Source organism: Enterococcus sp. AZ048 (assembly GCF_051715125.1).
Taxonomy (GTDB): Bacteria; Bacillota; Bacilli; order Lactobacillales; family Enterococcaceae; genus Enterococcus_A; species Enterococcus_A gilvus.
In genome coordinates this window covers 1,049,256-1,062,021 of record NZ_JBIOTD010000001.1, presented here as the reverse complement: position 1 = coordinate 1,062,021, position 12,766 = coordinate 1,049,256, and the positions used below count along the sequence as shown (strand labels likewise).

The window sequence follows — 12,766 nt, the reverse complement described above, 5'->3', positions numbered from 1 at the left end:
ATGAAAGAGCGAAATGTTAAAGATTTTACGTTGACTGCGATGTTTTTAGCCATCATGATCATTTTGGCGGTCACCCCACTTGGTTTTATCCCGATCGGTCCTATCAATGCGACTACGATGCATATTCCAGTGATCATCGCTTCGATCGTTTTGGGCCCGCGTATCGGTGCAGGACTCGGTGCCATATTTGGTGTAATCAGTCTGGCTCGAGCGACTGTCGTAATTACGCCGATGTCCTTTGTTTTCTCACCCTTTATCGCCAACCCTTTGACAAATCATGGTGATTGGCGTGCCGTCATCGTTGCGATCGTCCCTCGAATTTTGATCGGTGTCGTTCCTTACTTTGTTTATAAAGGACTGCACCGCTTATTGAAAGAAAAAGTCCGTCCAGTCAGCTTATTCATCGCCGGACTGGCTGGATCAATGACGAATACGATCTTAGTCATGAATTTGATCTTCTTTTTCTTTAAAGACAGCTACGCAGATGTGCTGCAAGTGACCGCCAATGCGGTTTACGGTGTGATCCTTGGTATCATTTTTGGCAGCGGCTTGGTTGAAGCTATCGTTGCTGGAGTTGCCACCATGGGCGTTTGTTCCGTCTTGCTACGCTTAATGAAAAAATAAAAAAATGCTTGAAAGAATCTCTCAATGAGTTCTTTCAAGCATTTTTTTATTTTGGCTCTTCCCCAAGAATCCGAACTTCCGTCTCTAATGTCACATCGAATTTTTCTTTGATCGTTTTTTGAATATGGGCGATCAATTCAATATAATCCGTTGCTGTAGCATTGTCGATATTGACGATGAAGCCAGCGTGCTTTTCAGAGATTTGCGCACCGCCCCAGATCAATCCCTGCAAACCAGCATCTTGGATCAGCTTTCCTGTAAAATGTCCTACCGGACGTTTAAAGACACTGCCGCATGAAGGATATTCCAATGGCTGTTTCAGCTCACGCAATTCGGTTAATTCAGCCATTCGTTTTTCAATCTGTGTATGATCGCCAGGTGCCAATCTAAAATTAGCGCTTAGCACGATCGCGGGCTGCTCTTGGATCGCTGAATGCCGATAAGCAAAGTTCATTTGATCCTTGTACCACGTTTCAAAGGTTCCGTCCGCGAGTAAAACATCTACAGATTCAAAGACATCTTGCAATTGACCATCGTAGGCACCTGCATTCATGAAGACCGCTCCCCCGATGCTACCTGGGATACCGCAAGCAAATTCAAAGCCTGTCAAGGAATGATCCAAAGCAACATAGGTCGTATCAATCAGCTTGGCACCTGCTTGAGCAGTGATCGTGTCCTCTTCTACACGGATCGAGGTCATCTCTGTCAACATGATGACGACACCTCGAATCCCGCCGTCTTTGACGATCAAGTTGCTGGCATTGCCCAAGACGATCCAAGGAATGTCCTGTTCGCGGCAATAATCCACTAAAGATTTGACTTCTTCTTTGTCTTTCGGAAATGCTAGAGCGTCCACAGGTCCGCCAGTTTTTGTAAACGTATAATTCATTAAAGGTTCATCCAAAAGGATTTTCAAATTAGGTAGTGTGTTCGTTATGTCTATTGTTTTCACTTTGATAAGCCTTTCTCGTTCGATACGGGTAAATTTTTCAAACATCCTTGCTATTTTAGCACGCAAGAAAAAAACTTACCACCCCTTATAATTGATGGCGGATGTGTTGACGAAGCATTTGATCACACAGCTCATGACTCAATAAAATATTTTCTTGACGCAAATCAATCGTTTGTCCCTTCAAGCTGCCGATAAAGGCCTCGACTAATTGTTCAAACCCGCGTTTTTCCAATGTCGTTGTCCAGTCACCAAAACGTTGACTTTCTTCTGCTTGACCACGCTTGATCGTCAGCTCCGTCAATTGATCGAGGATCATTGTTTGTTCCGACGAACTAACGTGGTAGCGTTCCATTTTGCCGCCGCTCATCAGATCCATGGATAACAGACACTCTGTTGTTGCAGTGGACAGTTGCAGCTGTGCATAGGTCATCTGACCCTGTTCTTCCCGAATCTTCGAATGGACACTCATGATCTCATCATCCAGTAAATAAACCGCTGTATCCACCAAATGAATGAACAAATCATAAATTCCATACTGGGCATTCATGCCATGAGCAGGCTCATTCTTTTCTAGATGGATCACTCGTTTTTGCGGCAATTGCTTCAGTTGATCTACCATTGGCGCAAACCGACGATTGAATCCCACCATAAACAATAGCTGCTTCTCCTTGGCTAATTCCTGAAGCTGTTTCACTTCTTGCAGCTCTTCGCTGACAGGCTTGTCCATAAATACGGCAACCCCAGCTTCTAAACACTTTTTGGCGATTTCAAAATGCACCTTTGTCGCGACATGGATGAAACAAGCATCGATCGTTTTTCCCAGCAATTCATCAATTGTCGCTACCGTTTCAGTAAATCCATATTTCTCTGAAATGTTGCGGCGAACCTCTTCATTCCGTGTCGCAAAAATAAACTCCGTATCCTGACGCATTTTCGCATAGGTAGGCAAGTAGGCTTTTTGTGCGATCCCGCCGATCCCGATTACTCCGATTTTCATAGGTATTTCCTCTTTTCAATCTATTTTTTAAGCACTGTCAACTGACAAATACGCTCAACTGCTTTGCTTTCTTACTCTTTTTCGATACAATTAATTCGATGATCACTTTATAATGTATGGAGGAATGAACCGTGAAATTAATTTCTTGGAACGTCAATGGATTACGTGCCGTAATGAAAAAGAACTTTATGGACGTTTTTAATGAACTCGATGCCGATTTTTTCTGTCTGCAAGAAACCAAATTGCAGGAAGGTCAAATCGAGATGGACCTGCCAGGCTACTACGAATACTGGAACTATGCGGAAAAGAAAGGCTACTCCGGTACAGCAATCTTTACGAAGCATGAACCAATGACTGTGACGTATGGCCTAGGCATGGAAGAACACGATCAAGAAGGCCGATTAATTACCTTAGAATACCCTGAATACTATGTCGTTACTTGCTATACGCCCAATTCCCAAAATGAATTAAAGCGTCTAGACTACCGCATGACATGGGAAGAAGCCTTCCTGCAGTATCTAAACGGCCTAAAAGCGAAAAAACCGGTTATTTTCTGTGGCGATCTAAATGTGGCTCACGAAAACATCGATTTAAAAAATTGGAAAACCAATCAAAAAAATGCTGGTTTTACACCGCAAGAACGCGAAAAATTCAGTATCTTATTAGAGAATGGCTACATCGATACGTTCCGCTACTTCTACCCGGATCAAGAAGGCATTTATTCATGGTGGAGTTACCGCTTCAATGCCCGTAAAAACAATGCCGGATGGCGCATCGATTATTTTGTTGTCTCTGAGGACTTAAAAGACAAGCTGGAAGAGGCAAAAATTCATACCGAAATTTTCGGCAGCGATCATTGCCCAGTCGAACTCGACATTACTCTTTAAGAAAGAGTGAAAATTTGACCGCAAGACTTTCGCCGCTGAAAAAAATAGGTTAAAACAATGGCGAAGAGGTGAACCTGTTGAATTTTATCGCAATGGACTTTGAAACAGCCAATTACCAAACCCACAGCGCGTGTTCCCTTGCGCTGGTAATGGTGAAAAACAGCCAGATTGTTGGCGAATATTATTCCTTGATCAAACCAGAAACTGAGTTTTACTGGAAGAATATCCAAATCCACGGTATCCATCCTGAAGATGTTGAAAATGCGCCGAAATTTCCTGAAGTATGGCAAGAGATCCAGCATTACTACAAGGAAAATCGCTTGATCGTCGCTCATAATGCTGGTTTTGATACGAAAGTTTTAGCTGGCTGTCTAGAATATTATCAGTTAGAGCAGCCGTCCTATCTTTCACTTTGCACCGTGCGATCCAGCCGCCGCTTATTTCCTGAAATGGCAAACCATCGATTGAACACGGTCTGCGAAGAACTGGACATCCCATTAGAACATCACCACGATGCCTTAGAGGATAGTCGTGCGTGTGCCAAAATCCTTCTTTATCAAGAAGATCACTTTGGCGTTGATCCTCTAAAAAAATTAGTCTTGCCGATGTAGTCGGTGATTCCTTTAAAGCGAAGCACGCTGCTTCGCTTTTTTTAATGAATCAATTTACTCATTAATAGAACCTCTAAAAATTCCCCTTGTGCATCCCGAGCGCCACGTACCATCGTGGCTTCCGTTTCAAAACCAAACTTTTGATACAAATGGATCGCTCGTTCATTTCTTTTTTGAACGGTCAATTCCAATCGTCGAAGTGGCGAGGCATTCTCACTCCAATAAATGACTTCATCTAATAAAGCAGATCCAAGTCCGATTCCCCAGAACTCTTTCAAAACACTGATACCCATTTCTCCAATATGAGCGACTGTGTACTCTGGTCCTGCTTTGACCGATGCCATCCCAACAATTCGATCATCTGCAAGAGCTAATAAGAGGACGTTATTTTCACTCTCGTAAAGATTCGCCAATTGCAGCTCCAATAGCTCTTCATCTATACCTAAACCAGCCTCATCCATGATCAAAAAATCGGTTTCCTTCGCGATTTGACGACTCACCTTTAATAAGTCCGCAGCATCCTCCGGAATCGCTTCTCTCAAAGTTATTTCGACTTCACTCATTTTGTTTCCCACGCTTTCAAAATGCGTTCTTTGAATCGCTCTGATCGCTCACCATTCGCCAGCAACTCGACCCTTCTCAGATTCTCATCTTGATCGTCCTTAGATAAGAGCAGCTCCAGATAATCTTCTGGCATATAATCGCCCAATTGCTGCCCCCATTCAATCACAGAAAGACCATCACCTTCAAAATAATCATCCAACCCTAAATCATCCGCACCTGACTCGATACGGTACACGTCCATATGATACAGCGGCAACCGTCCCTGTTGATACTCACGAATAATCGTATAGGTAGGGCTTTTGATCATTTGGTCAATCCCTAACCCTAAAGCGATGCCTTTAGTCAGTGTTGTTTTTCCTGCACCAAGATTCCCAGTCAATACCAGATTATCGCTTGGATTCGCTGCCACTCCAATGATTTTTCCTAATTCTTCTGTTGCTGTTGTATCTGCTAACGTTATCACGCCGATTCCCCTCTTTTCTACTACCAATTTAGTATAACGATTTCAGCTTTTGTAGAAAAGTAAAAGATTTCTAATTGCTCGTTCCAATATAAAAAAATCAAGATAGCTAATAGATCTACCTTGACTTTTTATTTATTTAATTGAATTCATTTGGCCTCTATACTTATAGCTCTCTTCCAAGCCTATAACATGCTTTTCTCAAGCAGTAAGTTCAAATTATCTGTTCCTTTTTTTATCGTCCATCCTAATAACAATAGAATAGAGAGTGATAGGACCATAAGAACTATACCAAACACTTGTATCGTGTGATGAGCCGTTCCGAATAAAATAAGCGAGAAAGCGATAGAGGATAAGACCAACATATTTCGTGCCCAACGCTTCAAATTCTGAAGCATTCTCAGTTGAAATTCCATTTCTTTTTTATAGGCTGCTCTCGTTTTGTTAGCCATTCGTTCAAACTCCTTACTTTATCCAACTTTCCTATAAACCATACATCTTAAATATTCTTGATTCCTTTTAATATTGCAGTCCTGGATTAAAGAAACCAATCAATACACCTGCAAAAGCAATAACTACCAGTAGCAACATGACCTTTACCGGAGACATTCCTTTTTTAGCTAACAAGTACCAACAAAAGAAAACAAAAATAGCTGTTAGAAATCCTGGATAGACGCCATCTAATGTTTCCTGCAAATTAAGGAAAGGTTCCTTTGCCCCGTCTGCGGTCATTGTGAAAGCCGTTTTTATCGAGACCCAGCTTGCCGCAACGGCTCCTATCACGATTCCACCAATCAACGTGATAGATTCCCTGATCGCATCTCCCTTTGCCCCTACTAGGAAGTCAACCGCTTTCCCACCAAGATCGTACCCTTTAAAATAGATAAATCTCATTCCAAAATAAGCAAATAGATTCCAAGCAATAATATAGAAGATCGCTCCTAGTGGGGAACCGCCATTCGACATTCCTAACGCAATACCAAGTAAGATTGGAATGACCGTACCAACAACAAGAGAATCTCCAATCCCAGCAATCGGCCCCATTAGACCAGCACGTAAACCATTGATGGCTTCATCATCGACATCCTCCGCTCCGGATGCTCGCGCTTCCTCTAAGCCGGCAGTAATTCCGACGACGACTGCTCCTAATTGAGGCTCCGTATTGAAAAAGGCCGTGTACGTCTTGATTGCCTTTAACTGATCTTCCTTTTTTTCATACAATTCTTCAACGATTGGCAACATCGAACACAAGTACCCGAATGTCTGCATATGCTCTTGAGAGAAGCAGGTCAAATTTCCGTAATACCATTTATGAAAGGACTTAGACAACGTCTTTTTTGAAATCTTTTTCTCCATGTTAAATATCCTCCTCATCATCGTCGAATGGAGCACCCGCAGCGGTTGCTTTTTCCAATTTTATTGATCTGATCCGATAATTGATTAATGCAAACATTCCGGCAATCACTGTCGCAGATACTAAGTTGATGCCTAACGATGCTGCTAATGTGAAACCGAAGAAAAATGGAATGAAATCCGTAGCTTTCGTAACAATTTGTTTCAATAGAATAGCGATCCCAACTGCTGGCAATAATGCGCCCACTGTAAACAAGGTTTTCATTGCTAGACCATCCATTGGCAGATAATCCTTAATCAGATCTACCATTGGGGCACCCATCTTACACATCACTAATGTAGGTAGAAACGAACAAATGATATGGGATATCCAGGGCAGGCCATAATTGACCAGATTCAACTTGTTGAGTTCTCCCTTTTCGACGGCTTTCCATCCGATATGTTGCCAAGCCAAATTGATGGTAGCTGTTCCGTAAAACAGTACGGTTCCTAATGTACCGACCATTGTTCCAAATGACGTTGCTAATGCTGCTCCGTCTGGACTTGCCGCATCAATTCCATAACTCTTCAATGCCAGCATTGCCAATGGAATACCAATATAACTAACTGCGCGAACATCCGCTGACACCGTTCCGCCGGGTGTTACTAAAGCAATATATACTAATTGCATGGCGGCACCGACTAAAATACCTGTCTTCAAATCTCCTAAAATAATTCCACAAACCAATCCCCCGATTAATGGGCGACCTAGCGTATAATTTCCAATTGAAGTCCCACCTAGTCCAGGCATACTTGATAGACAAGCAAAAATCCCTAAAACTGCCGCCTGAAGCCAATTGATTGCCATAATTTATTGCTCCCTTCTGTTTTTAATAGCCAAATTTCCCTTTAAACTTGCTCCATGGACCGATCGATACATCTGGAAGCAAAGAAAACTCAATCTCATACCCCGCCTGACTCAGTTTTTCAAAAGCATCGGCTTCTTCTTGAGTAACGCTTTGATTGTTTCCAAGTTTTACAGCTCCTTCTCGATCATTGCAAGGGCCAACAATGATCTTTCTGATCCCCGGATCAAACCCGTCTTCTACTAAAAGCTTGTACATATCATTCGGATTTTTAGTAATTAAGAAATACCGTGAATCACTGTCTAAGACCTTTTGTGATTTTCTAGCAAATTCTTCCATACTCCAGACAAACGTTTTTTTCTCACTAGCGGCTTTATACGCGGCTTTTAATACGTCACTGGAAGCAGCCTTGTCGTTCACAGCTACCAACCCGTCACAAGGGTATTCCTTTGCCCAACGTGTCGTCGTCTGACCATGAATGATCCGATCATCAATCCTTACAAATGAAACTGTCATAATATAAATACTCCTTCCTAAATATCTTCGTCTTCATTATTTTTGACTAAACGAAATTCCTTGAGCGCTTCCCTTGCTTCCTTAGTTACCTGCACTACTAACTCTTCCTTCGATAAAGAATCTTTCATTAATGCAACTGTTACAGCCAACGGCAGATTCATCCCGCCCATCACGACCATCGTTTCTGTGAATCCTTTTTCCATCAAAATGCTTGTTGCATTGGTCAAAGGCGATCCGCCAATGAGATCTCCCAGGACGACCAATTCACTCCCAACGGGAATATCTTTTATTAACATTGAAAAATCGTTGGCAAAACTATCTATGGATTGGTTTTCCTTTAATCCACAAGCAAGTAATTCCTTTTTCGGTCCAACTAGCATCTGCAATGCATCTGCTAGTCCCTTGGCAAACATTCCGTGGGAAACCAATAGCATGTATTTCATTTACACTCCTCCTTGTCTTTACACTTGTAGCTTAACAAGAATTCTTAGCTATTCCATCTGCCGTCTGTCACATCTTTTTTATGAATTTTCAACAAAATGATTATGACAGATGTCATTTTGGTCTAGCATAATGTAAACAAAAAAACATGACCTTGATAACAGGTCATGTTTGGATGCGATCGTTTATTCTTTTAAATATTGATTAACTTCCCTTTGGAGTGTTAATAGTGAGACGTCCATATCTTCATTTGATTCAATAAGCTGTTGCAAGCTGGTATCGATGATTTTCAAGGTGGACTGATATTTTTTAAATTGACTATGATTGACCGTATCTTCCATCACTTCATTTAAAAGATGCAAGTCTACCATACTGTCTTTTGTATCTTCATTTATAAGTGAGATCGTCTGATCTGATCTAGTGACTTTTTTTAGTGGAGAAAGTCCTTGCGAGTACTCAATCAAGCTCTGCTGTACCTGCTGATCGTAACATAATGTTTTCAAGAATTCCCAAGTAATTTGAGTATGTTTTGTGTTCGCTGACATTCCCATTAATAGTGTAGAAGTTTGACTATTGCCTTCCTTACCATTAAGAGTTGGCATCTTTACGCAATCCCATTCGAAATTCGAGTACTTCTTCACTCTCCAAGGATAAGGTTTATACGTTCGGTACTGGGAAAGGGGCATTGGAGAAAAAGCAATCCTTCCCTTATCAAAATCATCTGCACTCACTGGGTAGCCTCGATTAAGTTTCTGAAGTCGTCTTACGAAATTAATCGATTCTTTGAATGAATCCTGGCTAAGATAGCTCGTATCCCCTTCCTCATCAAATATTTGGCTGCCATGAGCAAAAACGGAATCTAACCAATTGTAATCATAGTATCCATATTGATCAATCAGCCCGTCCCTGTCACTGTCTTTCGTCACTTCTTTTGATATCTTATAAAAGTCTTGTAATGTCCAATCATTATTAGGGATTGGAATTCCTTCTCTTTCTAATAGTGTTTTATTTACGAACATCAATGTCGGGTTACTCTCGTATGGCAGTGCATATTGATTTTTTTGGTAAACACCAGATTGCATTGCGCTTTTATAATAGTCCTCTTTGTTGAAATTCTGATCTTTTTCCATTAAAGAATCTAAGTCCTTCATAGCACCCAAAGAACTAAGCGTATTAAAATCCTCACTAGGGACTAAAAAAATGTCAGGTTCTTTACCTGTGACTATTTTTTCAGATAACCAAAGGGAATAGTCCTCTTTTTGAACTCCGCTATCATACACTATCGTGACATTTGGATGTTTCTTTTTAAAGCGAGCGATGGCATCGTCAATCACTTTATAGCTATTGCCGTTGGGAACATCCCAGTTGCTTCCTGCGAAGGTACCTAACGTGATCGTGACAGGCCTGCGATAATACGTCACGCCCAAAATGAGTACAACAAGAAAAAATAGCCCTGTTATCGCCCTCGCAATCTTTTTATTCATTGTTAAACCCCTTTGCCGTCTGCCCCGATTGAACTGCCCAAATTGCTAATTGTGTCCGATCCCTTAAATTGAGCTTTGTGAGGATAGAACTTAAATAATTACGAACTGTTCCTTCAGAAAGAAACAATTTTTCAGCGATTTCTCTGTTTGACAACCCATACCCAACTTGCTGCAGTACCCGCCATTCTGGATTACTGATGGTCTCAGTATCTTTCTTATCAACTTTGATGGTGTAATTATTCTGATTCATCTTTGAGAAGGTACTAAATACTTTCATCGCAATATCCGGATTGATCATTGCGCCGCCTTGATTGACGGTAACAATGGCGTGGTAAAGTTCATCCATACCTACTCCTTTGAGCAGATACCCGCTCGCTCCGTATCTCAATGCACTAAAGACAAAATCATCATCATCAAAAGTCGTCAGAATAATGATTTTAGTTCCAGGGTATGTTTCTTTGACTGCTTTAGTACAAAGGACACCATCCATATTTGGCATACGAATATCCATTAAAATAATATCCACGGCTTGCCTTTTTAAAAATTTCAACACCTCTACCCCATCAGCTGCAACACCTGCCACAGATAAATCATCGTGACTTCTTAAGACGACCTTCAATGATTCGCGAATCAATTCTTGATCGTCGGCTATAAGAACGCTAATCATACTGTTCTCCTTTCTGAATCGGTATTTTCGCTACTGTATGGAATCCATCTGTGCCGTCAAAACGAACGTCCCCGTTGATAACAGAAAGCCGCTCGACCATTTGCTTTAATCCAAAACCATGATGAATTTCCAAAGCCCCGACACCATTGTCATGGATATCCAAGTAAACCCAGTCTTTTTCTTGATAGAAACGAATCTTCAAACTTGTCGCACCGCCGTGACGCATGGAATTGGTCATGCTTTCTTGAATCACACGAAACAATACGTCTTCCTTTATCGATTCAAAATCAATATTATGCAGTTGATAATCCAATTCCACCTCTAAATGAGAGACGCTCGTAAACTCAGAAATCAGCTTCAACAGAGCACCCTTAAACCCTTGTTCTTCAAGTGCTCCTGGGCGAAGCTTATTCAAAGAATCTCTTACTTCGCCGATCCCTTGACGTATTACTTTTGCTACGACCTTCAATTGTTTTTTTGTTTCAGGTGCATCGATATCTATCATGACGATACAGGCATCTACCCCTGCAGCTATCCCTGTAAGTGCATGACCGAGGGTATCATGAATCTCTCTAGCGAGTCGTTTTCGTTCGTTTCTTTCTCCCATTTTTTCAATGGCTACCGAATAATTTTTTAATTCACGGTTTACTTGATGGATCATATCGAGTTCCTTAGCGATTTTTTCATTTTCTTCAAGTTGATGCGTAATGTACATAATAATAAAGCCAATAAAAATAAGGATATTCAGTGTGACCAATACGTTTCGTATCGCAAATAAGAGACTCCGAGTATTCATATCATATATTTCAAAAAATGCTTGCGGATTGTTCATGGGCAATACTGCTGAGGCTACTTCATAACTAGATACTAAATATAATATAATCAGTGCAACCAATATCCAGCGAGAAGAAGAATCTTTCCAATGATAAATGCTGTCACAAAAAACTAAGAGTACAATTCCGTTGTATCCCATATTAAATAGATACATCAATCCAAAACAAATCGTCAGCTGTACGACCGTGAATAAGACATTTAACACCTTATGATTGCGTGCAATGATTGTTCGATAATACATTAAAAAAATCAATACTATAAATAATAAAATCGACGCGAAATACACTACCTCTGGGTTCAAAGGAACATGATTGACCCGATCCAAAAACTCACGCGCGATTCGATGATCGACAACATATTTAGTTCCTATCAAGTAGACGGTTCCAAAAAAAATCACAATAATAAAATTTAATGCTGTCATAGTGTTTTTGATCGTCGTCAATGAAATATCGTACTTTCTCTTCATCACTGCCACCCTGTTTCATCGTAGGCCTCAACATTTCTTGACGTTATCAGTTTTACTTTAACTACGACTTCTTCTTTTCCATTTCCTTTAAGCAATTGATACATCTCATTTGCAGCAATTCTCCCCATCGAGATCGGTGATTGAGCGACTGTCCCGATCACATTTGAACTACTCATGATTAATGATTTAAGTTCGGGAGTACCGTCTACTCCATATACCTTTACATCGGATTTATCTACCTCTTCCAATGCGGCGATGGCTCCCAAAGCACTCGGATCATTCAATGCCATGACAACGTCAACATCAGGTGTTTCCTCAAGCATTTTTTCCATTAACGGCATTGCTTTTTCTAATTGTCCTTGGCATTCTCCCTGATTGACGACTTGATAGTCATCATGCCCCTTGATCGTTGCCAAAAACCCGTCAATGCGATCTTTTGCTGATTTAGTTGCTGTGTGCTTTAGTAAAATAATCTTGGTCCGGTCAAAACGATCCATCATATCTTTAGCACACTGAACTCCTGCGTCATAATTATCGGATACAACGGTAACATCCACGAGTTCAGAATTTTCAACAGGTGCATCTACCGCAATAAGAGGAATACCTGCTTTTTCCGCCTTTTCTAACGCAGGCTTAATGGCTCCAGAATCGATCGGATTAATGAAAATCCCGTCTACTTTCTTATCAATAAAATATTGAATCTGTTCATTTTGCTTTTCGATGTCTAAAGCAGGGTCCAGTGTAATCAAGGCATCTCCATTGTTCTCTATCACTTTCCATAGTTCGTTATTTATTACTTCATAAAAAGGGTTATTCATTGTCATAAAAGAAACACCAAAAACACGGTTTTGTCTACTCGGATTTTTATATCCTATCGAATATATTCCGAAGATTATCATAAGCATCAAAAGAATCAGACCTAATTTGAAAATTCCTCGTTTTTTCATCCGCACCACCCTTAACCCAATTATTCAAATTACTCCGTTTTATTCTTATCATACACTATTCAAGAAGCTCTCTCCTAGTGACATATGTAAGCATTTTACTATCGATTTGTATTTTTAT

Annotated in this window: 16 protein-coding genes; 3 read left to right on the top strand and 13 right to left on the bottom strand. The window is 40.8% G+C overall.

All coding sequences use genetic code 11. The features are described 5' to 3' along the window. The gene (locus tag IGI66_RS05235) at positions 1 to 624 is read left to right on the top strand and encodes an ECF transporter S component (protein ID WP_438847905.1); all 624 of its coding nucleotides are present in this window, start codon (positions 1 to 3) and stop codon (positions 622 to 624) included. Between the two features lie 46 nt (positions 625 to 670). Here the strand turns inward: IGI66_RS05235 and murB are convergent, their stop codons facing one another. Both murB and IGI66_RS05225 read right to left on the bottom strand, forming a co-directional pair. After that, entirely contained in the window at positions 671 to 1,576 is a 906-nt protein-coding gene (murB, locus tag IGI66_RS05230) for a UDP-N-acetylmuramate dehydrogenase (protein ID WP_314577621.1), read from the bottom strand. A gap of 85 nt (positions 1,577 to 1,661) precedes the next feature. Continuing rightward, on the bottom strand, positions 1,662 to 2,573 hold the full coding sequence (locus tag IGI66_RS05225; RefSeq protein ID WP_431381083.1) for a Gfo/Idh/MocA family protein: 912 nt from the start codon (positions 2,571 to 2,573) through the stop codon (positions 1,662 to 1,664). A gap of 131 nt (positions 2,574 to 2,704) precedes the next feature. Between IGI66_RS05225 and IGI66_RS05220 the strand changes: the two genes are divergently transcribed. Together IGI66_RS05220 and IGI66_RS05215 are read left to right on the top strand one after the other, a co-directional pair. Further along, positions 2,705 to 3,460 carry an exodeoxyribonuclease III gene (locus IGI66_RS05220; RefSeq protein WP_010781298.1) on the top strand — a complete coding sequence of 252 codons (756 nt, stop codon included), beginning with the start codon at positions 2,705 to 2,707 and terminating at the stop codon, positions 3,458 to 3,460. A gap of 77 nt (positions 3,461 to 3,537) precedes the next feature. After that, positions 3,538 to 4,071, top strand: coding sequence for a 3'-5' exonuclease (locus IGI66_RS05215; protein WP_086305691.1), 534 nt, complete (start codon positions 3,538 to 3,540; stop codon positions 4,069 to 4,071). Between the two features lie 41 nt (positions 4,072 to 4,112). Here the strand turns inward: IGI66_RS05215 and IGI66_RS05210 are convergent, their stop codons facing one another. From IGI66_RS05210 to IGI66_RS05160, 11 genes are all read right to left on the bottom strand, one after another. Then, positions 4,113 to 4,634: a GNAT family N-acetyltransferase gene (locus IGI66_RS05210; RefSeq protein ID WP_438847902.1), complete on the bottom strand. Its 522-nt coding sequence runs from the start codon at positions 4,632 to 4,634 to the stop codon at positions 4,113 to 4,115. Next, complete coding sequence (gene tsaE / locus IGI66_RS05205; RefSeq protein WP_438847900.1) at positions 4,631 to 5,098, bottom strand: tRNA (adenosine(37)-N6)-threonylcarbamoyltransferase complex ATPase subunit type 1 TsaE; 468 nt, start codon at positions 5,096 to 5,098, stop codon at positions 4,631 to 4,633. Before tsaE ends, IGI66_RS05210 begins: the two co-directional genes overlap by 4 nt. A 182-nt stretch (positions 5,099 to 5,280) precedes the next feature. Continuing rightward, positions 5,281 to 5,547 carry a hypothetical protein gene (locus IGI66_RS05200; protein WP_438847898.1) on the bottom strand — a complete coding sequence of 89 codons (267 nt, stop codon included), beginning with the start codon at positions 5,545 to 5,547 and terminating at the stop codon, positions 5,281 to 5,283. Positions 5,548 to 5,614: 67 nt separating this feature from the next. After that, a complete protein-coding gene (locus tag IGI66_RS05195) occupies positions 5,615 to 6,472 on the bottom strand; it encodes a PTS system mannose/fructose/sorbose family transporter subunit IID (RefSeq protein ID WP_308605823.1) in 858 nt (285 codons plus the stop codon). Continuing rightward, the gene (locus tag IGI66_RS05190) at positions 6,453 to 7,295 is read right to left on the bottom strand and encodes a PTS mannose/fructose/sorbose/N-acetylgalactosamine transporter subunit IIC (protein WP_086305687.1); all 843 of its coding nucleotides are present in this window, start codon (positions 7,293 to 7,295) and stop codon (positions 6,453 to 6,455) included. The genes IGI66_RS05195 and IGI66_RS05190 overlap by 20 nt, the downstream gene beginning before the upstream one ends. A gap of 22 nt (positions 7,296 to 7,317) precedes the next feature. Beyond that, the gene (locus IGI66_RS05185; protein ID WP_438847895.1) at positions 7,318 to 7,809 is read right to left on the bottom strand and encodes a PTS system mannose/fructose/N-acetylgalactosamine-transporter subunit IIB; all 492 of its coding nucleotides are present in this window, start codon (positions 7,807 to 7,809) and stop codon (positions 7,318 to 7,320) included. Between the two features lie 17 nt (positions 7,810 to 7,826). Next, entirely contained in the window at positions 7,827 to 8,252 is a 426-nt protein-coding gene (locus tag IGI66_RS05180) for a PTS sugar transporter subunit IIA (RefSeq protein WP_438847894.1), read from the bottom strand. A 183-nt stretch (positions 8,253 to 8,435) separates the two neighbouring features. Continuing rightward, positions 8,436 to 9,734, bottom strand: coding sequence for an ABC transporter substrate-binding protein (locus IGI66_RS05175; protein WP_438847892.1), 1,299 nt, complete (start codon positions 9,732 to 9,734; stop codon positions 8,436 to 8,438). Then, positions 9,727 to 10,401 (bottom strand): response regulator transcription factor, encoded by a 675-nt coding sequence (locus tag IGI66_RS05170; protein ID WP_438847890.1) that lies wholly within the window; start codon positions 10,399 to 10,401, stop codon positions 9,727 to 9,729. Before IGI66_RS05170 ends, IGI66_RS05175 begins: the two co-directional genes overlap by 8 nt. Then, the gene (locus IGI66_RS05165) at positions 10,394 to 11,701 is read right to left on the bottom strand and encodes a sensor histidine kinase (protein ID WP_086305682.1); all 1,308 of its coding nucleotides are present in this window, start codon (positions 11,699 to 11,701) and stop codon (positions 10,394 to 10,396) included. Before IGI66_RS05165 ends, IGI66_RS05170 begins: the two co-directional genes overlap by 8 nt. Then, positions 11,701 to 12,600, bottom strand: coding sequence for a sugar ABC transporter substrate-binding protein (locus tag IGI66_RS05160; RefSeq protein WP_438849278.1), 900 nt, complete (start codon positions 12,598 to 12,600; stop codon positions 11,701 to 11,703). Before IGI66_RS05160 ends, IGI66_RS05165 begins: the two co-directional genes overlap by 1 nt. Between the last annotated feature and the right edge of the window lie 166 nt (positions 12,601 to 12,766).